Annotated in this window: 35 protein-coding genes and 1 pseudogene; 6 read left to right on the top strand and 30 right to left on the bottom strand. The window is 44.0% G+C overall.

Translation table 11 applies throughout. The annotated features are described in order from the left end of the window. Nucleotide 1 precedes the first annotated feature (1 nt). From gvpN to V1501_RS10400, 16 genes are all read right to left on the bottom strand, one after another. A complete protein-coding gene (gene gvpN / locus V1501_RS10475) occupies nt 2–922 on the bottom strand; it encodes a gas vesicle protein GvpN (protein ID WP_409293099.1) in 921 nt (306 codons plus the stop codon). 23 nt (nt 923–945) lie between these two features. Next, nucleotides 946–1,212: a gas vesicle protein GvpO gene (gvpO, locus tag V1501_RS10470; RefSeq protein WP_409293097.1), complete on the bottom strand. Its 267-nt coding sequence runs from the start codon at nt 1,210–1,212 to the stop codon at nt 946–948. 58 nt (nt 1,213–1,270) lie between these two features. Continuing rightward, nucleotides 1,271–1,534: a gas vesicle protein GvpJ gene (gene gvpJ / locus V1501_RS10465; protein ID WP_409293096.1), complete on the bottom strand. Its 264-nt coding sequence runs from the start codon at nt 1,532–1,534 to the stop codon at nt 1,271–1,273. A 29-nt stretch (nt 1,535–1,563) separates the two neighbouring features. Then, complete coding sequence (gene gvpQ / locus V1501_RS10460; protein WP_409293095.1) at nt 1,564–2,001, bottom strand: gas vesicle protein GvpQ; 438 nt, start codon at nt 1,999–2,001, stop codon at nt 1,564–1,566. A gap of 41 nt (nt 2,002–2,042) precedes the next feature. Next, complete coding sequence (gene gvpT / locus V1501_RS10455; RefSeq protein WP_409293094.1) at nt 2,043–2,561, bottom strand: GvpT/GvpP family gas vesicle accessory protein; 519 nt, start codon at nt 2,559–2,561, stop codon at nt 2,043–2,045. 223 nt (nt 2,562–2,784) lie between these two features. Continuing rightward, complete coding sequence (gvpJ, locus tag V1501_RS10450; protein WP_409293092.1) at nt 2,785–3,045, bottom strand: gas vesicle protein GvpJ; 261 nt, start codon at nt 3,043–3,045, stop codon at nt 2,785–2,787. Between the two features lie 550 nt (nt 3,046–3,595). Continuing rightward, nucleotides 3,596–3,901, bottom strand: a complete 306-nt coding sequence (locus V1501_RS10445; protein WP_409293091.1) for a hypothetical protein — start codon at nt 3,899–3,901, stop codon at nt 3,596–3,598. A gap of 33 nt (nt 3,902–3,934) precedes the next feature. Beyond that, nucleotides 3,935–4,360: an acyl-CoA thioesterase gene (locus V1501_RS10440; protein ID WP_409293090.1), complete on the bottom strand. Its 426-nt coding sequence runs from the start codon at nt 4,358–4,360 to the stop codon at nt 3,935–3,937. Then, complete coding sequence (locus V1501_RS10435) at nt 4,360–6,717, bottom strand: AAA family ATPase (RefSeq protein ID WP_409293089.1); 2,358 nt, start codon at nt 6,715–6,717, stop codon at nt 4,360–4,362. Before V1501_RS10435 ends, V1501_RS10440 begins: the two co-directional genes overlap by 1 nt. A 124-nt stretch (nt 6,718–6,841) precedes the next feature. After that, entirely contained in the window at nt 6,842–7,072 is a 231-nt protein-coding gene (tlp, locus tag V1501_RS10430; RefSeq protein WP_409293088.1) for a small acid-soluble spore protein Tlp, read from the bottom strand. A gap of 191 nt (nt 7,073–7,263) precedes the next feature. Further along, a complete protein-coding gene (locus V1501_RS10425; protein ID WP_409293087.1) occupies nt 7,264–7,407 on the bottom strand; it encodes an acid-soluble spore protein N in 144 nt (47 codons plus the stop codon). Between the two features lie 72 nt (nt 7,408–7,479). After that, nucleotides 7,480–7,611, bottom strand: coding sequence for an FbpB family small basic protein (locus V1501_RS10420; protein ID WP_409293086.1), 132 nt, complete (start codon nt 7,609–7,611; stop codon nt 7,480–7,482). Nucleotides 7,612–7,685: 74 nt separating this feature from the next. Next, nucleotides 7,686–8,420 carry a class I SAM-dependent methyltransferase gene (locus V1501_RS10415; protein ID WP_409293085.1) on the bottom strand — a complete coding sequence of 245 codons (735 nt, stop codon included), beginning with the start codon at nt 8,418–8,420 and terminating at the stop codon, nt 7,686–7,688. Nucleotides 8,421–8,531: 111 nt separating this feature from the next. Beyond that, nucleotides 8,532–9,041 carry a peroxiredoxin family protein gene (locus V1501_RS10410; RefSeq protein WP_409293083.1) on the bottom strand — a complete coding sequence of 170 codons (510 nt, stop codon included), beginning with the start codon at nt 9,039–9,041 and terminating at the stop codon, nt 8,532–8,534. 217 nt (nt 9,042–9,258) lie between these two features. Next, nucleotides 9,259–11,979, bottom strand: coding sequence for an aconitate hydratase AcnA (acnA, locus tag V1501_RS10405; protein ID WP_409293081.1), 2,721 nt, complete (start codon nt 11,977–11,979; stop codon nt 9,259–9,261). Nucleotides 11,980–12,348: 369 nt separating this feature from the next. After that, entirely contained in the window at nt 12,349–12,618 is a 270-nt protein-coding gene (locus V1501_RS10400) for a hypothetical protein (protein ID WP_409293080.1), read from the bottom strand. 134 nt (nt 12,619–12,752) lie between these two features. Here V1501_RS10400 and V1501_RS10395 point away from each other — a divergent pair, with 134 nt between their 5' ends. Continuing rightward, the gene (locus V1501_RS10395) at nt 12,753–12,887 is read left to right on the top strand and encodes a small acid-soluble spore protein P (RefSeq protein ID WP_409293079.1); all 135 of its coding nucleotides are present in this window, start codon (nt 12,753–12,755) and stop codon (nt 12,885–12,887) included. 41 nt (nt 12,888–12,928) lie between these two features. Here the strand turns inward: V1501_RS10395 and map are convergent, their stop codons facing one another. From map to V1501_RS10380, 3 genes and pseudogenes are all read right to left on the bottom strand, one after another. Beyond that, nucleotides 12,929–13,669, bottom strand: coding sequence for a type I methionyl aminopeptidase (map, locus tag V1501_RS10390; protein ID WP_409293078.1), 741 nt, complete (start codon nt 13,667–13,669; stop codon nt 12,929–12,931). A 59-nt stretch (nt 13,670–13,728) separates the two neighbouring features. Further along, nucleotides 13,729–14,382 carry a FusB/FusC family EF-G-binding protein gene (locus V1501_RS10385; protein ID WP_409293077.1) on the bottom strand — a complete coding sequence of 218 codons (654 nt, stop codon included), beginning with the start codon at nt 14,380–14,382 and terminating at the stop codon, nt 13,729–13,731. A 180-nt stretch (nt 14,383–14,562) separates the two neighbouring features. Further along, nucleotides 14,563–14,846: pseudogene (locus tag V1501_RS10380) on the bottom strand (CD3324 family protein). A gap of 478 nt (nt 14,847–15,324) precedes the next feature. Between V1501_RS10380 and V1501_RS10375 the strand changes: the two are divergent. Next, nucleotides 15,325–16,113 (top strand): formate/nitrite transporter family protein, encoded by a 789-nt coding sequence (locus V1501_RS10375; RefSeq protein ID WP_409293076.1) that lies wholly within the window; start codon nt 15,325–15,327, stop codon nt 16,111–16,113. A gap of 60 nt (nt 16,114–16,173) precedes the next feature. Here the strand turns inward: V1501_RS10375 and V1501_RS10370 are convergent, their stop codons facing one another. The 5 genes from V1501_RS10370 to selA form a co-directional block, all read right to left on the bottom strand. Next, nucleotides 16,174–16,302: a hypothetical protein gene (locus V1501_RS10370; protein WP_409293074.1), complete on the bottom strand. Its 129-nt coding sequence runs from the start codon at nt 16,300–16,302 to the stop codon at nt 16,174–16,176. A 133-nt stretch (nt 16,303–16,435) separates the two neighbouring features. Next, on the bottom strand, nt 16,436–16,645 hold the full coding sequence (gene sspI / locus V1501_RS10365) for a small acid-soluble spore protein SspI (protein ID WP_409293073.1): 210 nt from the start codon (nt 16,643–16,645) through the stop codon (nt 16,436–16,438). 95 nt (nt 16,646–16,740) lie between these two features. Next, nucleotides 16,741–17,166 carry a GNAT family N-acetyltransferase gene (locus tag V1501_RS10360; RefSeq protein WP_409293072.1) on the bottom strand — a complete coding sequence of 142 codons (426 nt, stop codon included), beginning with the start codon at nt 17,164–17,166 and terminating at the stop codon, nt 16,741–16,743. Next, on the bottom strand, nt 17,167–17,673 hold the full coding sequence (locus V1501_RS10355) for a dihydrofolate reductase (RefSeq protein ID WP_409293071.1): 507 nt from the start codon (nt 17,671–17,673) through the stop codon (nt 17,167–17,169). An 87-nt stretch (nt 17,674–17,760) separates the two neighbouring features. Next, nucleotides 17,761–19,185, bottom strand: coding sequence for an L-seryl-tRNA(Sec) selenium transferase (selA, locus tag V1501_RS10350; protein ID WP_409293069.1), 1,425 nt, complete (start codon nt 19,183–19,185; stop codon nt 17,761–17,763). A gap of 87 nt (nt 19,186–19,272) precedes the next feature. On the opposite strand from selA, the gene V1501_RS10345 reads away from it, so the two are divergent. Then, nucleotides 19,273–19,572 carry a hypothetical protein gene (locus tag V1501_RS10345; protein WP_409293068.1) on the top strand — a complete coding sequence of 100 codons (300 nt, stop codon included), beginning with the start codon at nt 19,273–19,275 and terminating at the stop codon, nt 19,570–19,572. Between the two features lie 64 nt (nt 19,573–19,636). On the opposite strand, the gene V1501_RS10340 is transcribed toward V1501_RS10345, so the two are convergent. Then, nucleotides 19,637–19,774, bottom strand: coding sequence for an Rdx family protein (locus tag V1501_RS10340; protein ID WP_409293067.1), 138 nt, complete (start codon nt 19,772–19,774; stop codon nt 19,637–19,639). 289 nt (nt 19,775–20,063) lie between these two features. Here V1501_RS10340 and selD point away from each other — a divergent pair, with 289 nt between their 5' ends. Next, complete coding sequence (gene selD / locus V1501_RS10335) at nt 20,064–21,119, top strand: selenide, water dikinase SelD (RefSeq protein ID WP_409293066.1); 1,056 nt, start codon at nt 20,064–20,066, stop codon at nt 21,117–21,119. A gap of 52 nt (nt 21,120–21,171) precedes the next feature. On the opposite strand, the gene V1501_RS10330 is transcribed toward selD, so the two are convergent. Then, entirely contained in the window at nt 21,172–21,486 is a 315-nt protein-coding gene (locus V1501_RS10330) for a hypothetical protein (RefSeq protein ID WP_409293065.1), read from the bottom strand. Nucleotides 21,487–21,617: 131 nt separating this feature from the next. Beyond that, nucleotides 21,618–21,968, bottom strand: coding sequence for a general stress protein (locus tag V1501_RS10325; protein WP_409293064.1), 351 nt, complete (start codon nt 21,966–21,968; stop codon nt 21,618–21,620). A gap of 163 nt (nt 21,969–22,131) precedes the next feature. Here V1501_RS10325 and V1501_RS10320 point away from each other — a divergent pair, with 163 nt between their 5' ends. Then, a complete protein-coding gene (locus V1501_RS10320; protein WP_409293063.1) occupies nt 22,132–22,398 on the top strand; it encodes an autorepressor SdpR family transcription factor in 267 nt (88 codons plus the stop codon). Between the two features lie 18 nt (nt 22,399–22,416). Continuing rightward, nucleotides 22,417–23,052 (top strand): SdpI family protein, encoded by a 636-nt coding sequence (locus V1501_RS10315; protein ID WP_409293062.1) that lies wholly within the window; start codon nt 22,417–22,419, stop codon nt 23,050–23,052. Nucleotides 23,053–23,358: 306 nt separating this feature from the next. On the opposite strand, the gene V1501_RS10310 is transcribed toward V1501_RS10315, so the two are convergent. The 3 genes from V1501_RS10310 to V1501_RS10300 all read right to left on the bottom strand — a co-directional run bounded on the left by V1501_RS10310 (nt 23,359) and on the right by V1501_RS10300 (nt 25,890). Next, nucleotides 23,359–24,096, bottom strand: a complete 738-nt coding sequence (locus V1501_RS10310) for a GNAT family N-acetyltransferase (RefSeq protein ID WP_409293061.1) — start codon at nt 24,094–24,096, stop codon at nt 23,359–23,361. Between the two features lie 50 nt (nt 24,097–24,146). After that, nucleotides 24,147–24,701 carry a DinB family protein gene (locus V1501_RS10305; RefSeq protein WP_409293059.1) on the bottom strand — a complete coding sequence of 185 codons (555 nt, stop codon included), beginning with the start codon at nt 24,699–24,701 and terminating at the stop codon, nt 24,147–24,149. A 169-nt stretch (nt 24,702–24,870) separates the two neighbouring features. Continuing rightward, nucleotides 24,871–25,890 (bottom strand): EAL domain-containing protein, encoded by a 1,020-nt coding sequence (locus tag V1501_RS10300; RefSeq protein ID WP_409293058.1) that lies wholly within the window; start codon nt 25,888–25,890, stop codon nt 24,871–24,873. Nucleotides 25,891–25,924: the final 34 nt, after the last annotated feature.

Here is a 25,924-nt window from a genome sequence, read left to right as displayed (position 1 = left end):
TTTACTTCTCTTTGACCTTAACGTTTTTACATGCCTCCAAGATTAGCTCTTCTGCTTTTTTCAGCGGCTCAACTGCCTCAAGACATCTGCTTACCTGGTGGCCCAGCACATCGATGCATAATCGCTGAAAGCTTATGTTATTGCCGTCTACCTCTACTTCTCCTTCTGCTGCCAATCTGGCAATCATCAGTGATGCCCGCAGGCTCGGCCCGTTGTCTCCTTTACAATTGCTTCGAAGATCGGCAACCAGTGCAGTGATCGCTTTGACCTGATTCTCGGGGATATCAACCCGGTCTGCTACGATAGCTGCCTCACGGTCCTGGTCTTTATGATTGATATAGATTGTGATAAGTCTATCCAACAGAGCATCCTGAGTCTGATATACACCTGCATACTCTTCAGGGTTGCTGGTGAAAATGACAGAGAACTCGGGATGTACCCGCACGAAAGGTTCTGTCATCTTGGTACCGTACAGAGGAAGAATTCCTTCTTCTAATATGGATAAGAAGATATTATTTGTCGTTGGCTGAGAACGCGTGAATTCATCATAGATGAGTGTATATCCATTTTTCACAGCCTCCAGCAGGCGCCCGTCCCTCCATGTTTCCGATACACTTTCATCTTTTTTGTAAACAGAACGAATATAGTTATCCACAACTTTCTTGCTTGTATATCCGGTAAAATCGCCTATTAAGTCTTTGTTGTTCAGTTCATGGTTTCCGTGTATCAGCATGACCTGCCTTTTTCTTTTTTTGGCTAAGGCAAGAGCCAGTGAAGTCTTTCCTGCTCCAGAAGGACCCGTAAAATGTACCGGATAGCCAGCCTTTAAATAAAGCAGGGAGCGGGAAAGCAATTCTTCTGTCTGCTCATCCTTGGAAATAGCATTAGAATCCCTGTTAACTACCTTTTTTAAAACAGTCACACTTTTTCCTCCCGATTCAAGTCCTAGGCCTCATATTTAATAGAGCTTCTATAACGGATATCCCGTCTTTTATAGGAGATGACTTCTTTATCCTGGTTCAGATGAACATCATAAACACCAAGCATTTCATCCTTCGCATATTTTTTCATATACTCTTTTTCTTCAATGACTTCGACTGTCAGCTTCCAGCCATTGTTATCGTCTGCTTCCACAGATGTAATTTTATGGACCGGAGCCACGAATTCATTAAAGAACTCCATAACATTTCCAATTATTTTTTTGATCTCCATATTGGCCTCCTGCTAATGAATGCAGGCCAGGGTTAAACCCTGGCTTTGCATTTTGCTTCTAGATACTAAACCGGGCTGCACTTCTTTCATTTGACTGAGCCGGTAGTCCCTCCTGCTCCACTTCATCCCTGAGCAGGCCGACTGCTTCAGCATATCGGAGCCAGGTATCTACGCTAGCAATAACAACCCGTGCTTCCACTGTCAATATTTCGATACCCACTACCGAAACCCTTACAAATGCATCAATTACTATTCCTTTATCAAGAATCCTGTCGATTACTTCAGCAAGACTTGAACTGTCGGTACTTTTCTGAACTGCCATAATTGCATTCTCCTCTCATCGAGGATAGATTAACTATCCTTTTTGATGTTTTCATAGCTTTTAATATTAGTTGCACCTTTGATATCTTTGGATGATTTAAGATTGCTGATGCCTTTAATATGCTTTATACCCTTGACTTGCTTGTCATCTTTCCTGGTCCCGGATATCTTATCCTGGAAGTTCTCTCCTGCCTCTTTTACTTTTCCGAGTTTATCCCGGACAGTAAGCAGTGCGCCCTGAGTCTTTTCTTCAGCTTCACCGGCTTTATCATGAAGTTTATCCGCGAACTTGTCCCGCGCTTCTGTCATATTGGCGGTGAACTCATGAGCTTTATCCTGGATATTTCCGACAACTTTCTCTTTTGCCTTTTCGATGATGAAGTCCTTGGCTTTGTCCTTTACAGGTTCAGGGGCATGTTCAATGACTTTCTTCGCTGCCTTTGCCGCAGTCTTCTTAAATTTGTCCACTTAAAATCCCCCTTTCGGGTACATGAAAAAAGGACTTCCTATTATTTAGAGCCAGCAAGGTCACTGAGCATTTTTTCTATTCTTTCTAAGCGGTCATTCAGATGTTTGTTTTCTTCTTTTATTTCTTCGTACTTTTTGCTGTCCTGGCTGGAATTGCCGCCATCCTTCTGTTTCTTGGGAGAAAGAAGGTTGTCTTCAATTTTGCTTAAATAGCCGGATGCCAGTTGTTTTACACTGTTCTGTGCCTGGTCGGCCAAAAGCTCCTGGGCTGTTTTTCTAAATTCATCTCCTGCAATCTTCATGAATTCAGATTCTCCCAAGCTTTTGATTACTTTCTTGCTTGTTTTAGGATTGGCCAGCAGCCCGATTCCTGCTCCAACCACACCACCGATAAGTGCAAAATTCATAGAAAAATTTGATCCTTCTTTTTTCTGTTCACCTTGCTTATTCTCTGTTTCTTGTGCCTCTGTGTTTTGCCCTGTTCCTGCGGCTTTAGACTCCTGGTTCTCATTTGTGCTTTCATTTATATCGTTTTGATTCTTCATTTCTTCGTTCTTCATTTCCTCAATCCATCCTTTCCTGATAAAATTTATCTATGGGCATTGGCCTTTAATTAAAGCTGTCTTCACATACACTGCAGCTTTTGAAAAAGGAAGTGGATTACCGCTGCGGGCTCCCCGCCTGTGCGGGAGTCTAGCGCCTTTAGCTAGACTCCACTTGTTTTAAAATTTAATCTCTTTAAGAACTAATAGAATGCATAGATCTTATATAAAAGAGCCTGGTTTAAAAGCTTAATTGAGCGTTTGATGCTTGTCCTCTATTGCTGAGACCTTCCTCCTGTACTTCATCCCTAAGCAGACCAACAGCTTCTGCATACCGGAGCCATGTATCTACAGAGGCAATGACAACACGTGCTTCCACTGTCAGGATCTCAATTCCAACAAGCGATACTCTAACAAATGCATCAATTACAATACCTTTATCCAGAATTCTATCAATGACTTCTGCGAGGCTTGAACTGTCTGTACTTTTTTGAACACTCATGTTTTTGTCTCCTCTCTATTATTTGTTAAATGTGGGGGAGTTTTCTTTTACTTCAGCTCTTGGCTTTAGTCTGTATATACCTTCACTGTGTAAACAAAAACGAGGCAATAGTAACCATTTCATACTTAATCTAGCATTATTGCAGAATTTTACTGCCTGCCTTAAGGCAAAAAGCTTTATCTGCTGGGTTCTCCCAACATTTTTATAGGAATATTACATTTTCATTACTAGGTTTAAAGGAAAAATAAATATTAAAAAAACCATTTTCCTTCATCCATTATCTTCTTTCCCTTGATATTTCTGGAGATTCCTTCCTATGATTCAGGTCACAGCCATCCGGCCAGCTATTTCTGATTCGGACAGAAATACCATTCCTTTCCTTCTTTGGAAATGAAAGAAAGACAAAGCATTGAAGCCGCTGGTTCAATCTCCATTCAGCAGCTGCTTTTATTCATTCAAAACTCTTTTAAAGGGTATAAAAAAAACCTGTGCAGCAGACTCTAAAAAAGTCTGCTGCACAGGCTGAAGATTTTAGGGAAAGAGGTTTTCCCTAAAATCTTTTTTTATCAAGAAGCGGCTCATTTATTCCCTCTGCTTCCAAAATGCGGCGCTGCCGGTCACCAAGCAGGTCAAAATGAGGATAGCCTTCCTTTCGGATATGAATCCATTCTTTCTTTAACTCATATTGCTCACCCCAGGCTGCCAGTTTATCTATATCACTGCATCCAGCCTTCGTGACGGTAAAACAGTCAGGAAACCTTTCATCCAGCCAGTAGTGGGTTAAAAAGGCAATCTCCCCGGCATCTATTTTTCGTTTCCACTCTTCAAGATCCTTGCGTTTTATTCCAAAAGCCATGCTCATACCCTTCCTTCGGTTAAAGAGAAAGTATTACAATTCTTTTTTCTTATGCTTCTCATAAGCTTCATGCCAATCCGGGAATGTTCTTCGTACCGAAACCGGGCGGAAGCTATCCGCCTTAACACACACATGTGAAGAATATCCGGTAAGGGCAAGCTCTCCTTCTTCATTCAGGACTTCATAACCGTATGAAACTCTGATTCCGTCATATTTTTCAATCCAGGTTTTAATCGTTGCCGTTTCTGGATATCTTAATGGTTTTTTGTAAGAAGCATTTATTTCTGTAACTGGGGAAAGAATGCCCGCTTTCTCCATATCGGCATATTTAAAGCCCAATTCTTCGATAAGCTTTGTTCTGCCGAGCTCCATCCAAATGATATAGTTGGCGTGATATACCACTCCCATTTGATCGGTCTCCGCATATCGGACTTCAATTTTCGTTTCTGTGACCTTCACTATCTAATCCCTCTTTCTCTCTTTTCCAGTGTGTTAATAAAATCTTCTTTTTTCAGCTGCAGGATGTCGGGCGTAAATCCTTCCGGTTCCTGCTCAGTCATGATTCGGTAGGCATGCTGCTGAATGGTATCATCAATCAGATTGGCAGCATACCGTCCATTGCCTTCCACACTATTATGATTTAAATAATCCTTTAAGTACTCCTTCGCATCCTCTCCCAATTCATACTGAAACGAGCCGGCATAGGATTCAATGATTTCCATCAATTCATCTGGTGAATAATCCTGAAAATGTATGAACTTTTTAAAACGGGATTTAAGCCCGGGATTTACATTCAGAAGCCGATCCATTTCCTCTGGATAGCCTGCTAAAACCACTACAAGATTTTCATTGTGTTTGGTCATCTCATCTACAAGGGTATCAATCACTTCTTTTCCAAAGTCACCCTCTGTACTGCTTAAAAGGGAATATGCTTCATCAATGAACAGGACGCCTCCAAGCGCTTCCCTTATTTTCTTTTTAGTCTTGATGGCAGTCTGGCCTACATATCCGGCCACAAAGTCTGCCCGGCTGGCTGTAATTAAGTGGCCTCTTTTAAGCATTCCGCATTCTTTCAGGATTTCGGAATAGAGCTTGGCGACCGTGGTTTTCCCAGTACCGGGATTGCCGGTGAAAACAGCATGAAGCTGCACGGGCACCACCGGCAGGCCGCGTTCCCTTCGCAGCTGCTGGAGCTTCACAAAGGATTCAATTGCACTGATTTCTTCCTTGATGGCTGCAAGACCGATCAAATGATCCAGTTCTCCCTTTGGATCCCTGTTTTGATCGTGTTCGGCAGCAGCAAAGTCCTGTTTTTCAAGAGTTGTGAATTGCAGGAGATTCCCGCTTCCCTTATCGAGCCTGGATCCCTTCTTGAATATGGCATCCATGACAAGAGCGCGGACAGTCCTGGCATTGCCGAATGTTTCATCCACCTTTTCCTTCTCGATCCTTCCCGAAAGCACCGCCTCTGCATCCGGTACAATGATATAATCATTGTCTTCGGCTGTTTCATGGGCGATTTCCAGCAGTTCATCCAAGGAATAATCCGGCAGGTCGAAATGACTGGAGGACGGAAATCTGCTCCTGAGCCCGGGATTGGCATTCAAGAACTGCCTCATTTCTTCAGGATATCCGGCCAGAATGACCGAGAACCTGCCGGCATATTCGCCGCTTGTCATCAATGAAACCAATGTGTCAATAGCTGTCTGTCCATAGTCATTTCCGGAAGAGTCAGCACGCTTGAGAGAGTATGCTTCATCAATGAAAAGAACTCCTCCCAGTGCCCTCTCCACCGCCTGCCTCACATTTTCCTCTGTCTGCCCGACAAAAGCGCCGACCAGCTGGGAGCGGTCCGTTTCAATCACTTCTTCTCTTGGCAGCACACCAAGTTCGTTAAAAATCTTGGCAAACAAGCGGGCGAGGGTTGTTTTTCCTGTTCCCGGATTTCCTGTGAGTACCATATTGAGACTAAGCTCATCCTTAGAAACAAACCCCATTTCCTTCCTGTTCTTTTGATAATGAAGGAATTTATAAAAATCATTTATTCTTCTTTTAATCTCTTTGAGTCCTACTAATTCATTAAGCTCTTTCATGGCGCTGTCTGGGGCCGGGGCTGCCGAGTCATTTTCAAACAACGAAGCCCAGCCAGCCCTTAATTCCATAAATTCATCCAGGCTTTTTTTCACATCAATGAAATGTACCGCGGTATGAAAGACGCCGGTTATGGAGGCTTCATATTCGATGGATGCTTGAAGCAGGCTTGTAACTGACTTTTCAATTTCAATAGAGTAATCAATCAGCTTACTGTAATGCACTCCCAGGGAGCTGTCCGCCTCACCGTCCAGGTGATGCTTTGCAGTCTTCAAATCATCAACCGCTTCTTCGATAGAATCAATCATTTTCCTGCAGATTTCAATATATTGATCAGCCTGCTTCTTTTTAGTAGTACGATTATCAGTCTCCCGGATTAAAGGAAATGAAAAACCCTCAAAAATGTTCTGGTATTTCTTCCACTTTGTTTCTGCCAGTAACGCATTGGCGCGGGAATTAGACCGGTTGAACCTCAAAGCTTCTTTGATCCACTCATTAAAAAGCTTGTCCTCGCCATATTGAGTTTTACGATTCAGGGCAAGAAGGCTGTAAAGGTCGCTTATCAGCATATTCCTGGTATCTTTTTCCTCCGAATCCAGCTGCACTAAAGCATGAAGGAGGTTCAGCACAGCTGATTTGTTCACATTGTAACCGTACAGCTCTGCTTCTTCCTTAAGGAGTTCCGTCTTTTCTTTTATATCGTTCAAAGAATGATTTTTTGTCATTATCCTTCACTTCTTCCAGTTTCATACTCAAATATGAAAATGCTTCATCAATAAAAAAGCAACTCCCTGCTGGAGTCACTTTTTCATCTTAGCATATTTTATCCAGTAATAAGAGGAATAAGCATCATGAATAAGAGTTCCTTCTTGCTGCCGCTTCTTCTTTCACTTCTTTCCTCATTTCATCGATAGAATCCTGCCTTCTGCGGTTTTTATTATCGATGTTCACTTGCTCTTCCTCATTAGAAAAAGCTTTGCTTGCTTCTGCCTCATCCATATTGACCATTGTATTTTCAATCATTTCCTGGAGCTTTTCAACATTATCCCGGCGGTCATCCGGGTTAGTAGCTTTATTCATGAAACCCCTCCTTCCGTTTCAATTAGTATTTGACAAGTGCGGAATAATCATTCTAAGGAATTCGTCATAATAATATTATGTAAAGTATTTATACAAAGCCATGGCCAATCACCGTTTTCCTGTTTTGTGCTGCTAAGGTTAAAGTGATCATAAAAAAAGGGACGTCCCTTAAGTTCGGGACATCCTCTTCTTTATTCACCCTTGGTCTGTATGACCTGTGCATGCTTACCGGATTTATCCTGCATTTTTTTGCCGTTATTACCGCTGAATCCACGAGGCTGGGTACCAAGGTGGCTGGGTACATAATGTTTTGAATCTCTTTTTGGATTACTCATTGTGCATCCCTCCTGCCCTTAGCATGCCAAGCCTTTAACGTTTCATAACTCGATGAGAGTGAGAATATATGGTTATTCCGCTTTCTCAAGATGTCTTCTTTCAAGGATTTCTTCAATTCGTTCCATTTCTTTGGCATCCTTTAGTAATTCACGCTTATTTTCTTGAACCAGTTCTTCAAAGGAAAGTTTTTTTCTTCTTTTCAAATGTATCACCTTTTCATTCATTTTTAATCATTCTTTCCAAATTGACTAAAAATTATGATAAGGCTTTCAATTTTTTATATTTTTTCGCATGAAAATAGTAGAACGACAGGAATCCTGAGCCTGCGCTCATATTCTTCGTCACTGCTGAAATACTTCCGGTCGGGCGTGCCTTCCCGCAAATCAGTAATCCTGAAACCGGCATGAGTCAAACACCTGAAATACTCCTCAATCGTCCTGTGATACTTAACAACAATCTCTCCCATCCAGGGCTCTTTCCTTTCACCCTGAATAAAGTAATCATCCACAATCCAGCTGCCGCGCCTCCCATCCTTCTCTTTGCTGAGAAAAGAAGACGTGGTGAGCGGGTGCTGGACACTGAAAACAAAGCGGCCCTTATCCTTCAGGGATTGATGGATCTTTTCAAACAAGCCTGCAAGATCTGATATATAATGCAGGGCAAAGCGTGAAGCTGCCAAGTCATAGGTATCAAGAGGAAAAGAAAAGGACTCCATAGAAGTGAATTTGACACTGCCATTCAGACCCAAAAGATTGGTACGGGCTGCCTCAGCCATCTGTGCCGAGCCTTCCACACCTGTGTACGATTCCGCTCCCTGGAGCAATAATTCGCGTCCAAAATCTGCATCACCACAGCCAAGATCAAGCACAGCTTCCCCTGCTGTGTTTCCTATGAGTTCTTTTATAATCGGTGCTTCAATTGCATTATTAGGACTGTCTTTCCGGGCTCTCCTTTTTATGTACGACGAATAGAACTCTTTTTGGTCATAGGCTTTTGATCCCCTTAATTCCATTGCAATCCCCCACTTCTTTAGTACTGTCTTTACGAACGTCGTACTATTGGAAAAGAAAGTATACCCTCTGCAGTCACTCGCTTATATGCGGGGCCCCGCAGGAAAGGCTCTTTACTCCATTTTTTTCATTTGTTCCGTAAGATCTTCTGCTTTCATCTGCCCGATGATTTTATGGCTGATATGCCCGTTGCTGTCTATAAAGTATGTAGTGGGAATGGATATCACCTTATAAGCAGAATTTACTTTATCTTCTTTATCTAACAGAACTGGAAAGTTCATTCCCATTTTGGCTGCGAAGCCTTTCACATCTGCCTTTGGGTCCATATTGACAGCAAGAATCACTTCATTGTCAGGCATCCTTTCAGCATATTCTTTCATTTCAGGTATTTCTTTTTTACAGGGCGGACACCAGGTTGCCCAAAAATTGAGAAGCACTTTCTTTCCTTTGTAATCTGAGAGTGACACGGTTTTGCCGTCCAATGTTGAAAGGGTAAAATCAGGTGCAATATTGCCGGGCTCAACTCCCTCGGCTTTTTTCTCTCTATGGTTTTCCATTGCTTGTACGATGGCTACAGATAGCAAAAGCATGAGGATCAAACCTGTTAATATTTTTTTTAGCATAAATGTGCCTCCTGTTAGGTGCTATCATCATTATAGTCAATTTGTACATTCTTAAAAAGGAAAATCTGCTCTTTAGCTCCTGAGTTCTGACGTGTGGCAGCAGGTGCACATCACCGGTATCTGCTCTGTAATCTAAGCTGACTCTATAGTCTGATGGATAATAAAAAAAGGCCTCTAGGAAAGAGGCCTTTTTTACCCTGTAAAGTGTGAGTCGATCTTAAGCTTCAGCTCTCGCTTTACTCAATTTTTGACGAAGGACCATTTGCAGGATTCCGCCATGACGGTAGTACTCAATTTCAACTTCGCTGTCAAAGCGAACAAGCACTTCAAATTGTTTTGTATTACCGGCTTCATCCGTAGCAGTCACTTTCAGGATATCACGCGGTTTAACCTTCTCATCCAGCTGGACACTGATGGTTTCTTTTCCGGTCAGTCCGTGAGTTTCTGCATTTTCGCCAGCCTTGAATTGAAGCGGCAGAACGCCCATCAATACAAGATTTGAACGATGGATACGCTCGAAGCTCTCTGCAAGGACTGTTTTGATTCCTAAAAGGTTTGTACCTTTTGCAGCCCAGTCACGGGAGCTTCCCATACCGTAATCTTTACCTGCTAGAACCACAAGACCTGTGCCGTCCTCCTGATATTTCATGCAGGCATCATAGATGCTCATTACTTCGTTAGTTGGCCAGTATGTGGTATAACCGCCTTCTGTTCCTGGAGCAACCTGGTTCTTAATGCGGATGTTTGCGAAAGTACCGCGCATCATGACTTCATGGTTGCCGCGTCGTGATCCATAAGAGTTGAAATCACGCGGTTTTACGCCATTAGCACGGAGATAGAGACCAGCAGGGGTATCTTTTCCGATTGCACCGGCAGGAGAGATATGGTCTGTTGTTACAGAATCACCGAATTTTGCTACCACTTTCAATCCATTTAACGGCTTCACTTCTTCAGGATCAGGTGATAATCCTTCAAAGAATGGCGGGTTTTGGATATAAGTGGACTGCTCGTCAAACTGATAGATGGAATCATCGTTTGTTTCGATTTCATTCCAGCGCTGATTGTCCCTGAATACATTGTTATATTCTCTGCGGAATAATTCTGGAGTCACCGTGCGTCCTACCACTTCAGCGATTTCTTCCTTAGTCGGCCAGATATCCTTCAGGAATACGTCATTCCCGACAGAATCCTTGCCCAGGACATCATTTTCAAGATCCACATTTACATTACCGGCAAGTGCATAAGCGACAACAAGCGGTGGTGATGCAAGGTAGTTACCCTTCACAAGCGGATGGATGCGGCCTTCAAAGTTTCGGTTGCCTGAAAGCACTGATGTGACAAGCAGGTCAGAATCCGCAACCGCTTTTTCAACATCCAGCTCAAGCGGTCCGGAGTTTCCGATACAGGTTGTGCAGCCATAGCCTACAATATTAAAGCCAAGCTTATCAAGGTAAGGCTGAAGCCCTGAATCACGCAGGTATCCGGTAACAACCTTAGAACCAGGTGCCAGAGAAGTTTTTACAAAACCAGGAACTTCAAGGCCTTTTTCGATGGCTTTCTTTGCAAGAAGGCCGGCAGCAACGAGAACATATGGATTGGAAGTATTCGTACAGCTCGTGATGGCAGCTATTGCCACTGCGCCTGTCTTCATAGTCACTTCTTCATTATTCAATTGAAACGTAATTTCGCGGTCCAGATCAGCAGCTTGAAGGCCAAAGCCCTGGTTGCCGGCCGGTGCGCTTACTGCGTCAACAAATGACTTCTGCATCTGAGACAGCGGGATTAAATCCTGAGGGCGCTTTGGACCTGAAAGGTTGGCCTCAATTAGGGAAAGATCAATCTCCACTACGTCTGTATAAACAGGTTCGATGTCAGGAGTCAGCCATAAACCGTTTTGCTTGCAGTATTCCTCTACAACCTGGATGTGTTCAGGGTCGCGGCCGGTAAGGTGCATATATGCGATCGCTTCCTGGTCAACCGGGAAGAATCCGCAAGTAGCGCCGTATTCAGGGGCCATATTGGCAATTGTGGCACGATCTGCAAGAGGAAGTGCGGAAACGCCGGGGCCGAAGAACTCGACGAATTTCCCTACAACGCCTTTTTTACGAAGTTCCTGGGTCACTTTTAGCGCCAGGTCAGTTGCTGTTGCACTATTAGGCATTTCGCCAACAAAACGGACACCCACTACTTCTGGAACCGGGAAATATGAAGGCTGTCCCAGCATGCCTGCTTCGGCTTCAATTCCGCCCACTCCCCAGCCAAGGACTCCAAGTCCGTTGATCATGGTAGTATGTGAATCTGTCCCCACGAGTGTATCCGGATACAATTCAACTTCGCCGTCTTCACCTTGTGCAGCATGGACTACATCGGCCAGGAACTCAAGGTTAACCTGATGGACGATCCCTGTTGCAGGAGGAACTGCGCGGTAGTTGTCAAATGCTTTCTGTGCCCAGTTCAGGAACTGGTAGCGCTCGGCATTCCGTTCGAATTCAAGATCCATATTGAATTGCAGGGAATCTGCAGAACCTGCCCTGTCAACCTGTACAGAGTGGTCAATAACAAGGTCAACCGTTTTTTCAGGGTTGATTTCATCAGGATTTCCACCCAGGTCTGCCATTGCCTTCCTCATGGATGCAAGGTCAACAACTACTGGCACACCAGTGAAATCCTGAAGGATGACACGAGTCGGCTTGAATGGTACATCCACTTCCTGGACACCGTCTGTTCCCCATTTAGCAAGGTTTTCAACATGTTCTTTTTTAATTACGAAGCCGTCTTCCTGGCGGAGTACGGATTCAAGAAGAACCTTGATGGAATAAGGCAGTTTTGAAACCTCAGCCACTCCAGCTTCTTCCAAAGCATTTAAACGATAATAGTTGTAGCGCTTTCCATTTAGTTCAAAGGAACTGCGGGATTTGAAAATATCGTTCTTTGCCATCAACAAACACCCCTTTTTTCAGAAAAAAATTCATAGTTTAATAGATATAAGTGAGGCCTGGCATTCCTGTAATAAAATAAACCAAGTCTCTTTAATAATACTGGATATCTAGAAAAATGTCGAAAAATTCGAACGCGATTTTCCCAGCTACCTAACAATATTATATTATTCCTTTCAAGGCAATAAGTAAATTACAAGTATGTTATTGAATGGCATAAGTTTATCTTATTAAAGTTGATGTTTTTGCCTGTATAATCATATCCATGAAATAAACTTAGGGTTATATAGATTTTTTAATTATTATTTCTAAAAAGTAATTATAGCCAAAAATAGTAAAAAACTGGAGCATCTGTATGCTCCAGCCCGCTTTTATTCCAATTCCTCAATTTCCTTCATGATACTGTGAAGCTCACCCTGGAATTCCCTCAGCTGAATCCTCTGATGCTCCGAAGCATTCTCCAGCGCATTTTCAATCTGCTGGAATGCCTCGTTTACTTCTTCCTTCAATCTCTTGACCTGTGAGCCGATTGCTGGCCCGCCCCTGTCAAGCCCGCCTGCTTCGACACGGGCCTGTTCGTAGCTCTGCTGTGCAGCCTGGAATGCCTGCTGCTTGTCTTTGTGGTAAGGATATTGCTGCATAACCTTCCCTCCTTGATCTCGTCTTCTTCAATTTATGATGTGCCGCAGGGAAAAAAATATGCAGGAAGCAGGCAAAAACTTCAGGGATTAGGGAGGCCCGGAAATGCAAAATATATAGCAAGGGGGGATGTAAAATGAGTAAGTCAAGTGCCAGAAGAAATGCTCCAGCCCACATCCATTCCACTCAGCCGGAGCCGGCCAGCGGATCACATAAAGTGAAAAATCATAATCATACACGTGCCAAGCACCATGCAAAACACGATATGTAAAATGTGAAAAAAGCGGCATCCATTCCGGATGCCGCCGTACTTTATAAGGTAATGATGATAGGTCCGTTCTTCGTGATAATCAGGGTATGCTCGTACTGTGCCACAAAGCTGTCGTCCGTTACATACGTCCAGCCGTCATCAAGCTGATACACCTCTTCATCCTTTGTTGAAATGAAGGGTTCAAATGCAATGACCATACCGTCCCTGAGCAGCTCATCATCTGAAGTCTCATTATAATTATAGATATGATCAGGAGCTTCATGAATTTTCCGGCCAATGCCGTGTCCAGTCAGGTTTTTTATCACAGTCAGCCTGTTTTTCCTGGCTGTGTTCATGACAGCTTTGCCCAGCCCGCTCTTTTTTGAACCCGGCTTTGCTTTAAGAAGGCCAGCCTCAAACGCTTCTTTGGCCACTTCACAAATTTTCTCAAGCTTAGGGTTGCCTTTGCCCGCAACAAATGAAACACCTGTATCAGCGAAATACCCGTTCTTGGAGCCGGATACATCAATGTTGACAAGATCACCATCCTGAATGACCCTGCTTCCCGGAATTCCATGCGCTACCTCTTCATTCACACTGATGCAGGAATAGCCTGGAAAGCTGTATTGACCTTTTGGCGCAGATTGTGCTCCTTCTTCCTTAAACATTTCACCGGCAATCCGGTCAAGTTCCCCTGTGGTGATGCCTGGAACTGTACGGTTCACCAGCTCATTGCGGATTTTGGCCACGATTCTGCCAATCTCCTTTAACCCTGTAAAATCTTCTTCTGTTTTAGCTATCATTAAACCTATCCTGCCTTATTGTTTATTTCCTTGAAACCACCTGAGTTAAGGATGGACACTCACTTATCCTCCAGTATTTCCAAAATGAAATCATTCAGATACTGAGTGTCTGTTATTTTTTTGTTGCATTCTTCGCTGTCAAAGCACACATAATTTCCGACTGCCTTATAATAGTCAGGATTATTCGATTTCCTGGCTCTTGTGACAGCCGATATGAATGCTGACTGTCCGTGGGTGCTGCAAAGCGAGCACACATTGTGCTTGCTCGACATGGTAAACCTGAATTCCACACCCGCAAGTCTGCCCTCCACTTCAGCGACGATATACTTTTTATTCGTGCCGATATCATTCCAGCCAAGGTAAGTCATAGGATCGGAACCAAGCCTGGATAGGTCCGGCAGCTTCAGCTTCCTGCTTTTAGGAAATAGTTTTTTGATTTTCTGTTCTGATAATTCTGGGAAAGGCACCAAATAGGCTTGCAGCTCCTCAACGATAGAATCGAGTTCCGCATCATCCTCCGCCCTCGCGATATCCAAAAGATCAGTCTGTTCCCTGTCGGCATCCGGGAATAGAGCCATAATCTTGGCATAGGCACTATCCTTCACGGCTTTTGCCACTGAAGCATCGATTCCCTTTTTAGAAGAACCCTTGATGATAACAGCCTGCTTTTTTATGAGATTATATTGATGATTAGATATGAATGGTGCAGTCATATTTAGATACCCCCGGTTAAGCTTATTCTACACAAATCAATTCATGTTATGAAGTAAACAGCACTCCCATTTAAATTTACATCCACATTAACGGACCGTAAATACCGGTTAATTCACAAACAAATTTGCCGGTACTGAAAAAAGCACTTCATTTGCAGTGAAGTGCCAAAACTTCTGCCTTTAAATAGGTGCATCCACCCGCTCTCTTTTGTAAACAATCATCTTAATGGTTTCCTGAGATAGATGATAATGTGCAGCCAGTTCGGAAATCGGAATTCCGGCTTTGAACTGCTTCTTCATTTGCTGATTCCGCTCTTAAACATTCTCCTGCTGCCGGAAAGGGTTCCCCATTTTTTATGTGCGGTTTCTGGTTTAGGGATGTAAAGTGTTTCCACATGAACATACTTCTGTATTTCAATAATCAAGCTTGGCGGCAGGACTGCAGCAGTCTTTACATATTTCATCTCGGCCCGCTCCTTATTTTTGAATTTAAAATAAGGGCAAAGCCTGAATATGGATTATCAAGGCGATATTAAAATTATCTGCCCCATGCGAAGGATCGCCCATAATCAGGCTTTGCATGAGCCGATGCAGTATCTGGCAAATAATTGTTCACCTTACATCACCTCCGAGGCTTTTAATATCTACATTATAAACCATACTATTTAATGATGCACCGGATTCCAAAACATCATAAACAGGCCGTCTTTCAACAAATATCATTAGTTTTGTTCATATTTCGACTTACTTTATGAGATTTATTGATGGATGACTTCCTTCTTGGGCTTTGTATATTGATATCTGTCAGCATACCTTCGCAATTGCGGTGAGTCAGTCATTTTCTTACAATTCAATGGTAAGGCAAATATTTATCAAAGTTAAATGTTTAAATACCCGTCAAAACTGGAAAATAATAATAGCTGGACTATTAGGAGGTTAAATATGTCATTTCATCAGCCAAAGCAAATAGCAGAAATATCAGTTGAGGCAGGAGTAAGGAAGGCTGGCATGAATCTGAGGAGCATGCTGATCCTGGGTTTTCTTGGAGGGGCTTTTATATCCATCGGCTTTCTTCTTGATATCAGAGTTTCTGCCGACCTGCCGAAAGACTGGGGAACGTTTGGCGGCTTCCTTGGGGCAGCAGTGTTCCCGCTGGGACTTATATTAATCGTCCTGGCAGGAGGTGAGCTTCTGACCGGAAATATGATGTCGGTTCCGCTCGCCTATTTTATGAAGAGGATTACGCTTGGAAGGCTTTTGAAGAATTGGGGCATCATTACCATTGCGAATCTCGCTGGTGCACTTTTTGTTGCTTATTTTTTCGGCCATGTGGTCGGTCTGACAGAAGAAGGCGCCTTTTTAGAAAAAACCGCATCCATTGCACAGCATAAAATTGATGACACCTTTATACAGGCTTTAGTGTCAGCGATTGGCTGTAACTGGCTGGTTGGACTCGCAGTTTGGCTTGCCTATGGATCAGAGCAGATGAGCGGCAAGATCCTCGGCATCTGGTTTCCTATCATGGGTTTTGTAGCCATTGGATTTCAGCACGTGGTTGCCAATATGTTTGTCATACCCGCAGCTATCTTTGCAGGCCGGGCAGGCTGGGATGATTTCGTTTATAACTTCATTCCGGTCTATATAGGCAATGCGATAGGCGGAAGCATTTTTGTGGCCATGGCGTACTTCCATTCGTATAAAAAGGACATGTTCCAGGAGAAAGTTAAATAAGTACATGACAAGGGATGCCGCCAATGGACGGCATCCTTTGTCTTTTATGGGGGCTAAGCCTTAGTCTTTCTTTTTGAACAATTCACTTCGATGCTTGTAAAAATAAATCAGGTACGGAAAGGAAAGGATCAGCAGCATTTCAACAGCTGTTATGATCTCATCCATAATCCCTTTGAATAAGGCAAGCACATCATCCACCCCAAAAAAATCATAATTCCCTCTATTTATCTTAACCCTTCCATATTCAAACTACAAATATATACATGTTAAATACAAATTAAAAAGCAGTCCCCCCTGAATGGAGAACCGCTTTGGAAAAATCTTACTTCGGCAGACCGCCGACAATAGTATGGAGCATTCCCTGCTTTGCCTGGTCTGGTGCGTTCTGCCAGATCACTTCAAATAATACACCAAGGCCAGGAAGCATCAATTCCTCGCCGCTCGAAACAGCATCGACAATTGTATCCTCAAGCTCTTCCGGGGAGTTTCCGACCACGTTTTTCTTGACAGCTTCCCTAATATTCACAGCCATGCTAACCCTCCTAACAGTCTGATCCTGCTTAGGATTACACAGAACTATGAAAAGTATGTACAGACCAGGCAGTTTCTAGGGAAAATCCGGATGAATTATAAATCCTTTTTCAAATAATGATGACTGAATTTGCCCCCTGCATTTTCTATACGCCCATATTCCTGGTACCCCATCTTCCTATAGAAATCAAATGCCTGAAAGCTGAGGGTGTCCAGCTTGATGTATGTACATCCCTTCTCTGCGGCCACTTTTTCCGCTTCTGATAAAAGTCTCCTGCCCAGCCCGCTCTTTCTCTTTTCATCCTCAATGAATAAATACTTAACTTCCATCCAGTCCCAGCAAATCTCACATAGGATTCCGCCAAGAATTCCGCCTTCTTCATCCTTCACGAACAAATTTACTTTCCGGTATCTCCCATGAAGGCTTTCATCAAAGTGGGCCGCGTTGAATTCATACATCTTCCTGTTAATGAACTGCTCCGCCTCCGGGCTTTCATCATTGGAAATGATCACATTTTGCATTTATAAATCCTCCTGCATGAGTCCTTTTTTATCATAAACACGGAAATAATAATCATATGGATTTCTTTCATCCTTTGGTCCCTTTTCATTAGAAACCAGAGTCCATTCATTCTGATCAATAGCAGGGAAAAACGTATCTCCTTCAAAGGTCTCGTCAATATAGGTGATATACAGCCTGTCAGCAATCGGAAGAGTCAGGTTGAATATTTCAGAGCCCCCGATTACAAAAAGCTCCTCTTCTGTCTCATTTTCCAGGGCCTTTAACTCCTCGAGACTGTGTATGACAGAACACCCTTCAGCCGAGAAGTCCCCGCTTCTCGTCATGACGATATTCTTACGCCCCGGCAGCGCTCTCCCAATGGACTTAAACGTCTTCCTGCCCATAACAATTGCATGCCCCATCGTCGTCTCCTTAAAAAACCGCAGATCCGCCGGAATACTCCAAGGCAGATCGTTATTCCTGCCGATTACCCGTTCCCGGTCCATGGCGACAATAAACGAAATCATATCCCAAAACCCCTTCCAATTTCGGGGATAGTCCCCTATTTCCTAAAATCTTAATACTCTGATACAACAAGCTTTAGAAGCCTTTGTTTATGTGAAAGTCCCTATCTCCCGTATTAATTTTATAAGAATCGCTGCAGCCTCTGCCGTTTCTCTGTCAGTCATGGTCCGGACATCGAAGAAAATCTCATCTTTTATGATCCTGGTGATGACCGGAACATCGCTGGAACGCAAGGCCCTGTGAAGTGCTTCGGCAGATATGGTCATATGGCTTACAGAGACTCCCCATGTAGGAATTTCTTCACCAGGCATTGTCCCGCCGCCAATCATGCTTGTGCTTTGCATAACTCTTGCATACAGCTCAACAGAGTCTTCCAGCTGTTTACAGAAAGCTTCAGCCCTTTTCTCCAATACTGCAGGCTCTGTCAATATATCCCTCAGGGCAGGATTTTGTCTCATCGCGGCATTTCCTTTTCGATATTCACTAAGTGAAGCCTCCAAAGCGGCCAGTGTCATTTTATCAACTCGGAGCACGCGCGCCAGCTGATGCTTTTTCAGTACCTCTATGTATTTTTTTCTTCCGGCTATAATGCCGGCCTGCGGACCTCCCAGCAGCTTGTCACCGCTGAAGGAAACAAGATCGGCACCAGCACCCAGAACTTCTTTGATTAAGGGCTCACTGCCGATTCCCGCTGCAGGAAGGTCATGGAGCATCCCGCTCCCCAAATCTTCATAAAAAACAAGACCTGCCATCTCCCGGGCGAGCATAGCAAGCTCTTCCGTTGATACTGATTCAGTAAAGCCCACTAATTTGAAATTGGATGTATGTACCTTAAGGAGCATGGCCGTATTTTCCGTGACAGCTTCCCGGTAATCCGCAATCCGCGTTTTATTTGTGGTTCCCACTTCCTTTAAAAACGCGCCGCTTTCCTCCATAATAGAGGAGATCCTGAAAGACCCTCCGATCTCCACGAGCTGCCCCCTCGACACAATCACTTCCCGATCCTTTCCGAATGCACGCAGCACAAGAAAAACGGCTGCCGCATTGTTGTTGACAGCCATCGCGGCCTCTGCACCCGTGATTTCGCAGATCCATTCCTCAATATGATCGTGCCTTGAACCTCTCTCGCCTTCTTCAAGACGATATTCAAGATTGGAATAATTGCCGGCAATATCGGTCACATGCTTCAGCACTTCCTCACTGAGCCTTGCCCTTCCCAGGTTTGTGTGCAGGACGATACCTGTAGCATTAATGACCCGCTTCAGATTGTAGGTGAAGCTTTTCTGCAATTCAGCTGCCGCCGCCTGTATGATCTTATCGAAAAAAGCTTCTGAACCTGGCAAAGCTCCGTTCCATGTATCATTCAGCACCTGCCTGCGGACACAGTCCAGCTGCTGTTTAATCCTTGAAGTTAATAAATTTTCATCCACTCCTGCATCCCTCATAAGGTCCTGAAATTCTTTCCGCTTCTGGAACTCATGGACGGCTGGTATCATTCTGACTAGCCTGTTCAAAAAATAACCTCCACACCTGTATCATTTTTTTCATTATAACACTTTTCAAGAATACGTTTAAAACAAGGCTGAATAAGGAGGACCCCGATGAATTATGAAGAATGGATGCTGCTGTCACTTGATGACCCCTTGACCGGCTACCTGGATTGGGCAGAATTCAGGGTGGACGTCTATGATTGCCCGCTCTTCTACCAAGTGGAGGCTTCAATTGACGGAGATGGATTGACTCAATATACGATTGTAGTGAACGAAGCTGAGCTATCCGTACAAATCACATTCCCCGATATTTTGAAAGAACGCAAAATATACTTTCCTTTCCCTATCCAGAACAGGATCATCCAGACAAGGCTGGATAGTCATTATTTAGAAGTCCTGATTCTCAAATAATGCCGCTGCCCGGAGGTTTTAAACATGATAAAAAGCAGAGCTCCGCCGCTCTGCTTTTCTTATGCTATAGTGCTTCCATCTGCTGAATGATATCCGCTGATTTTGGGAAACGGCCCGTTTCCTTTTTGGAATATAGCAGCTGATTATTTACGGTCACTTCAAAAATGCCCCCGGATGCCGGCACTAATTCAAGCTTCACCACATTTCCCCGAAAGTGGCTGAAAAGGTCTTCTGCGAAACTCGCAGCTTTTGGTGAGTAATTTCACATCATGCAAAATTCAACTTTTACTTCATATGCCATCCCTGTACACCCCCATTTCTTTTATTTCTGTTGTATTATCATACCCAATTTTTCGGGCGGTTGACAAAGAAAAAATCCTGGTCATGAATATTCCTGGCAAGCCCGCTTTTCCTTCAAGCACATTTTTTTGGTGATTTCCTCCGTTCATAGTACAATCTATAAGTAATAGATAAATGGGAGGTGCAGGCGGATGTCAGAGCACGAAAAGTTAAGGCTTACAGCCCTTTCCACCAAAGCTGGCTGAGGCTGCAAAATTGGTCCGGAGGACCTGGCGCAAGTTTTGCGTCTTTTGCCAAAGCAGGAAAGTATACCTGAAGTGCTTGTCGGGAACGAAACTTCCGACGATGCAGGGGTTTACAAATTAACAGACGAGCTGGCGTTAATCCAGACGGTCGATTACTTCACACCTGTTGTTGACGATCCTTATATGTTCGGCCAGATCGCAGCCGCGAATTCTTTAAGCGATGTATATGCAATGGGAGGCGAGCCGAAGACAGTCCTGAACATCGTCGGCTATCCGATCAAGAAGCTCGGCACCGAGATCCTTGCAGACATCCTGCGCGGGGCATCGGATAAAGTTCAGGAAGCCGGTGCTGTGACGATCGGCGGCCACTCCATAGATGATCAGGAGCCGAAATTCGGCCTGTCCGTCACAGGTCTTATCCACCCGGATAAAATATGGAAAAATGTCGGAGCCAAACCCGGGGATGCGCTTGTATTGACCAAACCCCTCGGAGTCGGGATCATGACAACTGGCATCAAAAGGGATGCCGTCACTGAAGAACAGGCTGCCGAGGTAACTGCTGTTATGGCCCAATTGAATAAGACAGCAGCTGAAAAGCTGGCTGCCTACACGCCTAATGCCGTTACAGATGTAACAGGTTTCGGCCTTCTGGGACATGCGAGCGAAATCGCACGCTCAAGCAATGTGAGCTTTGAAATCTTTTACCGCCATGTTCCCCTCTTAAAAGGGACTTACAGCCTGGCCGCCGCCGGCATCGTCCCGGGAGGAACTCGTTCCAATTTTAAATGGCTTGCAGATGATATTGCCTATTCAGATTCTTTAAACGAAGCAGAACAGCTGATTCTCTGTGACTCCATTACATCTGGCGGCCTCCTTGTCAGCATAGATGAGAATGAGGCGGACAAGTACGTGCAAGATCTGCATCAAGCAGGCATCACAGATGCCGCTGTCGTAGGAAAAGTCCTTGAACGCAGAGACAAGCTTATCACCGTTTACAAATGATAACCAAAAACCGGCCCGCTGTGAATACATCACAGATACGGCCGGTTCTTTTTTATATAAAATAATCTTTATAATAAATGAAAGAAGCAATCAAAGAAACCACGGTATAAAAGACAGCGGTATAAAAAGCGTATGACGGCGTAAAGCTTGTTTTTTCTTCCTCCACTTTCAGCCCTGTCTGCCCTTGAACACTCAGCCTCGCGTTATTCGATGTAAATCCGCCTGTTGACGTAAAAAAATAAATGAGTACAGCAAAGGCAAGACCAATAAAGAATGCAGCGTCCAAAAAAGCAAACCCCATCAGCGTGACTCCAAAATTAACAGCTCCCATCAGCAACAATGTGACCAGACAAACCGCAACTCTCATCCCGCTCCTCCTCCTGAACTTGAAAATCATGTTCATTTTACTTATTTTCTATTTCAGGAGCAGGATTCCTTCTCTTTTTTATAAGTCCTTGAAAAATAAATGGCTTCCATTTCTGGAAGCCCGTTAAACCTTTATTTTTTTTCATCGTTCCGGATCATGACCACAATTTTGCCTTTTTCGATTTCTTCCATATATTTCGGGGTATGTTCTTCCGGCACCCCATTGTTTTCAAGATGGTCGTCAAGGTGATCATCCACATCCATAAAGAACCTCATTGCTCTATCGAAAAAGGATTCATCCTCCTTTTCCTGGGTGGTAATCACAGTATAGTCAAATTGCTCCTCGCCTTCAAAATCAAGAACATCCTGGCTCTTCGCAATGAACGTGAACAAATACTCCTCATATCCCCTTTCCTGCAGCCTCCGGATCTCTTCCTTGGCCTCCCTGGTGCTGTCAAAAACCCCTACTACTTCCTGTGTCATACTTATCCTCTCCTCTCTCATACTTGTTTATTGCCAGTTGTGGAAAATCGTAAACTCGTTCCTACGCCGATGCCTGTACTTTATTTGTGCAGAGGGTTTACAAGAAAAGGAATTCGTTGTATTATTTAGTTAAATACTTAAATAACTAATTAGGGTGTTAATAATGAATGAAGCTTTCAAAGCGCTATCCGATCCAACAAGAAGAAAAATCCTTGATTTGCTCAAAGAAAAAGATCTGGCTGCAGGGGAAATTTCGGATCACTTTAACATGAGCAAGCCAAGCATTTCACAGCATTTGAAAATCCTGAAGCATGCCGGGCTCGTGCAGGATGAGAAAAAAGGGCAGTATGTTCTGTATTCATTGAACACAACAGTTTTTCAGGACCTGATTGGATGGGCCCTCGGTTTCACTGACACCAAAGAAAAATAGTATTGGGGGAACAATTTTATGAAAAAGCACTTTCTGCCGCTGCTCATTATAGCAGCAGCCATTATTGTCTGGCTCTCTGCTTACCCGGACCTTCCGGCGGAGATTCCCACGCACTGGAATTCGAGCGGAGAAGTGGACGGCTTTTCAAGCAAGCTTAGTGCAATGCTTACCTCGGTCGGCATGCTGATTATCATTTACCTTATCCTGCAATTCATTCCGCGGGTAGATCCAAAGAGAAAAAATTATCAATTGTTCTCAAAAGGCTATAAAAACACCAATATAGCGATTCTTATCTTATTCTTTTTCATCAATATGCTGACAATTGGAGCCGGCCTGGGTTTTGACTTTGATATGAATAAGCTGGTATCCCTTTCGGTCGGACTTCTCTTTTTAGTGATAGGGAATTATATGCCGCAGTTCAAGCCCAATTATTTTGTCGGCATTAAGACTCCCTGGACACTACACAATGAGGATGTCTGGAAACGGACTCACCGCTTTGGCGGGCGGGTCTTCATTGCCGGCGGACTGCTGCTGATGCTTTCAACCCTTTGGGCTGATTCCATTGAATTTATAGTAGTGCCTGTTATTCTGCTTATTGCTCTTCTTCCCATCTTATACTCCTACCGAATTCATCGAAAAATTGAGCAGAATTAATCATTGCGAAAAGCCGGGTTCTTAGAAGCCGGCTTTTCGCATATAATTCGTTTATGGCGGATATATGGGGGTAATAGGTAACTATCAACCAGATTTTTACAAAAGGAGGGCTTCGATTGAATGCTTCAGACTTAATTTGGACGATTCCCGCAGTTTTGGGAATTGGCTTTGGAATATCCATATACGCGCTGGCTAAACGTCCTAAATTTAAGCAAGAGCGCAGAGGGTGATGGAAAGGCTGAAAATCGGCTGTTTCCATCGTCCTTTTTTTGTGGCTTATACTGGAAAATCAGGTATCCTCTGATCTTAATAATTGCTCACCGCAGGCTTTTTCATAAAATTCAACGTGCCTGCCTGCTGGATTATAATATAATCTCTATACCTTCTTTTCAAATCCCTTAAACTGTGATGAAGAAGGGCCGAGCCTATGCCCTGCTGTCTGAATTTAATGGAGGTACCCATCGGCCCAAAGACGCCTTTCCCGTTAATATCATAGCATGCAAACCCAGTAAGAAGGCTGTCTGAATAGGACAGGAGGATTGGAATTTCTTCATGGCGGAAGCCTTCAATCACAGTGCTTACCCAGCGCCCGCCAAACTCCACCCTGATAAATGCCATCACATCATCCAGGTCTTCAGTTTGAGCCCGCCTGATTTCTCCTTTATAAAGAAAATTGTCAGGAAACTGATAGTTCTCAAAAAGAACAAACATTTCCCTTGGCATTGCTGCAATCCTGAGAATGTCCTCCTTTTTCTCTTCTGAGAGTTTGTGCGTCAGTCCGCACAGTATCTTGATCACATGTCCTTCATTCATGACAACCTGGTTATACCTCTTCATCTCATCCAGTGCCCCGTCCATCAGTACGCTGATCTCATGTGTCACCTTCACCAGAAAAGGGCTGATGTTACAGTCCCCCCGAACGGGCGGCCGCATCTCAGCTTGTTTAAGCATAAAAGGGAGAAGATCTGTGCATTGCTGATTCACTTCTGCGAGCGGGCCTGAATTTTCGAGCAGCAGCCCAAGCCATATATGTATGCTGTCCACCGCTGATGACCCTGAATTTGCTGCCTGCTCAGCAAGCCTGATGACCCGGATTAATCGATCTCAATACCGCAAACAGCTGCACTCCTTCCATTTGAACGCAGCATGCGGATCAGCATCCGTATCTGCCCCCGGTGGCTGATTTCGTCCTCCAGCACATGAAACCATAGGTAATAATGGTTATAGGGAATCCCATTTGACCAAGCCTTCTCTTCATAAAGCCAGGCATCATCCCTCATGCTGAAACCTGCCAGCGTCCCTTCCCTTACTTCCCGCAGAAGTTCCGTATAATAGGACAAAGGGTTATTTTTCACTTCTTCCCTGGTCTTATCGCTTAAATAAAGTCCATGCCGCCACCGTTTCAGTTCCCCTTCATTCATATCCCTTCCCTCAAATGAAATGTGCTGATGTACTTTTTCAATGGCCGCGATGTGGAAGAGCAGTGCACCGATACTATTACCGCCGGATTCGATCGTATAATCCAGCTCTTCCGGCTGAAGGTCCGTCAGCTCCTGCAGCGTGGTCTCCCTGACATGCTCCAGCATCCAGAAAAGCTCCCCAATCCGGCCATTTAACGGGGATTTGGTCCCCAATGTATAATGAATCATTCCATCTCCCCCTCAGATATTACTTTACCAGCCAGTGAAGAAAATATAAGCCTAAAAATTCCCATTTCAGTCTGATATAATGAGATAGACAGATATTAGACAGATATATTTTTTGAAAAAGAGAAAGGGATTTCCCTTTAGCCGGAAATCCCTTTTAAGCGAATTTATTTTATAGTTTGACAGGATGATCCATCGGCTTAGAAAAATAATAGCCCTGGAATAAGTCATACCCCATATCAGTAAGGAAATTAAGATCTTCTTCCGTCTCAACACCCTCGGCAAGCGCCTTTGCACTCATCCCATGGGCCATCTTCAGTACAGACCTGGCAACATCCTGTTTCAATGGATCTGCCGCAACTCCGTTTGTGAATTCGATAGCAAGCTTCACGACATCCGGCTCCATCTGCTGAAGCAGATCCAGCTGGTTGAAGCCTGTTCCCACATCATCCAGAGCATATTTAAATCCATGCGACCGGTAGTAGTTCAGGATTCTTTTTAAATGATCAAGATCCTTTACCTCATCCGTCTCCACTACTTCAAAAACCACCTGCTCCGGCTTGATATTCATCTCCTGAATCAGCTTGAAGGTAGCCTGGAGGCAGTGCTCAGGAACGTAAATTGCTGTTGGAATGAAATTGATGAAAATCAATTTATCTTCGACGGCCCGGGCATTCCGCACAGCAGTCATCCTGCAGGCCCGGTCTAAAGAAAACACACGGTTCCTGACACGAGCAGCTTCAAACAATTTGTACGGCGGGATGACGCTCCCATCTACATCAAGTCCTCTGGATAAAAGCTCATAGCCCATAACCTCAGGCTTTCCGGCATTTACTTGTACGATAGGCTGATAATAGGTACAAAGGGAGCTTTCTTCAATCACACGATCAATCCAGGCTGCTTCCCGTTCTTCCTTAAATGATGCGAGCTTTCTAAGATTATGTAATTCGCCTAATGGTTCCTTTGTCTTCGACAATACTGCAAAAATCTGATCGGATTCATAATGGGCCTCAAGATAATCCATTAAATCATAAAATACACTTTCCTCAGCCCACACCATTCTTTCATTCACATACTTCCATTTATTTTCATCAAATTTATTGAAATATCCATCCAGCAAATCTGCCCGTTCTTCCCCTGCAAAATATATCGTATAGCCCCGCATCGTCGGGAGGCACACCTCACAGCCCATAACCATCCTCCTACTAATCCCTTTTCTACATTAT

The organism is Paraperibacillus esterisolvens (genome assembly GCF_046237625.1).
GTDB lineage: Bacteria > Bacillota > Bacilli > Bacillales > DSM-1321 > Paraperibacillus > Paraperibacillus esterisolvens.
The sequence above is the reverse complement of the archived record's forward strand: the minus strand, read 5'-3'. Positions and strand labels throughout refer to the sequence as shown.

What these genes read in the sequence shown, in the direction of transcription:
- gvpO (WP_409293097.1), bottom strand. Translation starts at nt 1,212, where the DNA reads ATGGAGATCAAAAAAATAATTGGAAATGTTATGGAGTTCTTTAATGAA.
- gvpJ (WP_409293096.1), bottom strand. Translation starts at nt 1,534, where the DNA reads ATGGCAGTTCAGAAAAGTACCGACAGTTCAAGTCTTGCTGAAGTAATC.
- gvpT (WP_409293094.1), bottom strand. Translation starts at nt 2,561, where the DNA reads ATGAAGAACGAAGAAATGAAGAATCAAAACGATATAAATGAAAGCACA.
- gvpJ (WP_409293092.1), bottom strand. Translation starts at nt 3,045, where the DNA reads ATGAGTGTTCAAAAAAGTACAGACAGTTCAAGCCTCGCAGAAGTCATT.
- V1501_RS10445 (WP_409293091.1), bottom strand. Translation starts at nt 3,901, where the DNA reads ATGGCTTTTGGAATAAAACGCAAGGATCTTGAAGAGTGGAAACGAAAA.
- V1501_RS10435 (WP_409293089.1), bottom strand. Translation starts at nt 6,717, where the DNA reads ATGACAAAAAATCATTCTTTGAACGATATAAAAGAAAAGACGGAACTC.
- tlp (WP_409293088.1), bottom strand. Translation starts at nt 7,072, where the DNA reads ATGAATAAAGCTACTAACCCGGATGACCGCCGGGATAATGTTGAAAAG.
- V1501_RS10425 (WP_409293087.1), bottom strand. Translation starts at nt 7,407, where the DNA reads ATGAGTAATCCAAAAAGAGATTCAAAACATTATGTACCCAGCCACCTT.
- V1501_RS10415 (WP_409293085.1), bottom strand. Translation starts at nt 8,420, where the DNA reads ATGGAATTAAGGGGATCAAAAGCCTATGACCAAAAAGAGTTCTATTCG.
- V1501_RS10410 (WP_409293083.1), bottom strand. Translation starts at nt 9,041, where the DNA reads ATGCTAAAAAAAATATTAACAGGTTTGATCCTCATGCTTTTGCTATCT.
- acnA (WP_409293081.1), bottom strand. Translation starts at nt 11,979, where the DNA reads ATGGCAAAGAACGATATTTTCAAATCCCGCAGTTCCTTTGAACTAAAT.
- V1501_RS10400 (WP_409293080.1), bottom strand. Translation starts at nt 12,618, where the DNA reads ATGCAGCAATATCCTTACCACAAAGACAAGCAGCAGGCATTCCAGGCT.
- V1501_RS10395 (WP_409293079.1), top strand. Translation starts at nt 12,753, where the DNA reads ATGAGTAAGTCAAGTGCCAGAAGAAATGCTCCAGCCCACATCCATTCC.
- map (WP_409293078.1), bottom strand. Translation starts at nt 13,669, where the DNA reads ATGATAGCTAAAACAGAAGAAGATTTTACAGGGTTAAAGGAGATTGGC.
- V1501_RS10385 (WP_409293077.1), bottom strand. Translation starts at nt 14,382, where the DNA reads ATGACTGCACCATTCATATCTAATCATCAATATAATCTCATAAAAAAG.
- V1501_RS10375 (WP_409293076.1), top strand. Translation starts at nt 15,325, where the DNA reads ATGTCATTTCATCAGCCAAAGCAAATAGCAGAAATATCAGTTGAGGCA.
- sspI (WP_409293073.1), bottom strand. Translation starts at nt 16,645, where the DNA reads ATGGCTGTGAATATTAGGGAAGCTGTCAAGAAAAACGTGGTCGGAAAC.
- V1501_RS10360 (WP_409293072.1), bottom strand. Translation starts at nt 17,166, where the DNA reads ATGCAAAATGTGATCATTTCCAATGATGAAAGCCCGGAGGCGGAGCAG.
- V1501_RS10355 (WP_409293071.1), bottom strand. Translation starts at nt 17,673, where the DNA reads ATGATTTCGTTTATTGTCGCCATGGACCGGGAACGGGTAATCGGCAGG.
- V1501_RS10345 (WP_409293068.1), top strand. Translation starts at nt 19,273, where the DNA reads ATGAATTATGAAGAATGGATGCTGCTGTCACTTGATGACCCCTTGACC.
- V1501_RS10330 (WP_409293065.1), bottom strand. Translation starts at nt 21,486, where the DNA reads ATGAGAGTTGCGGTTTGTCTGGTCACATTGTTGCTGATGGGAGCTGTT.
- V1501_RS10325 (WP_409293064.1), bottom strand. Translation starts at nt 21,968, where the DNA reads ATGACACAGGAAGTAGTAGGGGTTTTTGACAGCACCAGGGAGGCCAAG.
- V1501_RS10320 (WP_409293063.1), top strand. Translation starts at nt 22,132, where the DNA reads ATGAATGAAGCTTTCAAAGCGCTATCCGATCCAACAAGAAGAAAAATC.
- V1501_RS10315 (WP_409293062.1), top strand. Translation starts at nt 22,417, where the DNA reads ATGAAAAAGCACTTTCTGCCGCTGCTCATTATAGCAGCAGCCATTATT.
- V1501_RS10305 (WP_409293059.1), bottom strand. Translation starts at nt 24,701, where the DNA reads ATGATTCATTATACATTGGGGACCAAATCCCCGTTAAATGGCCGGATT.
- V1501_RS10300 (WP_409293058.1), bottom strand. Translation starts at nt 25,890, where the DNA reads ATGGGCTGTGAGGTGTGCCTCCCGACGATGCGGGGCTATACGATATAT.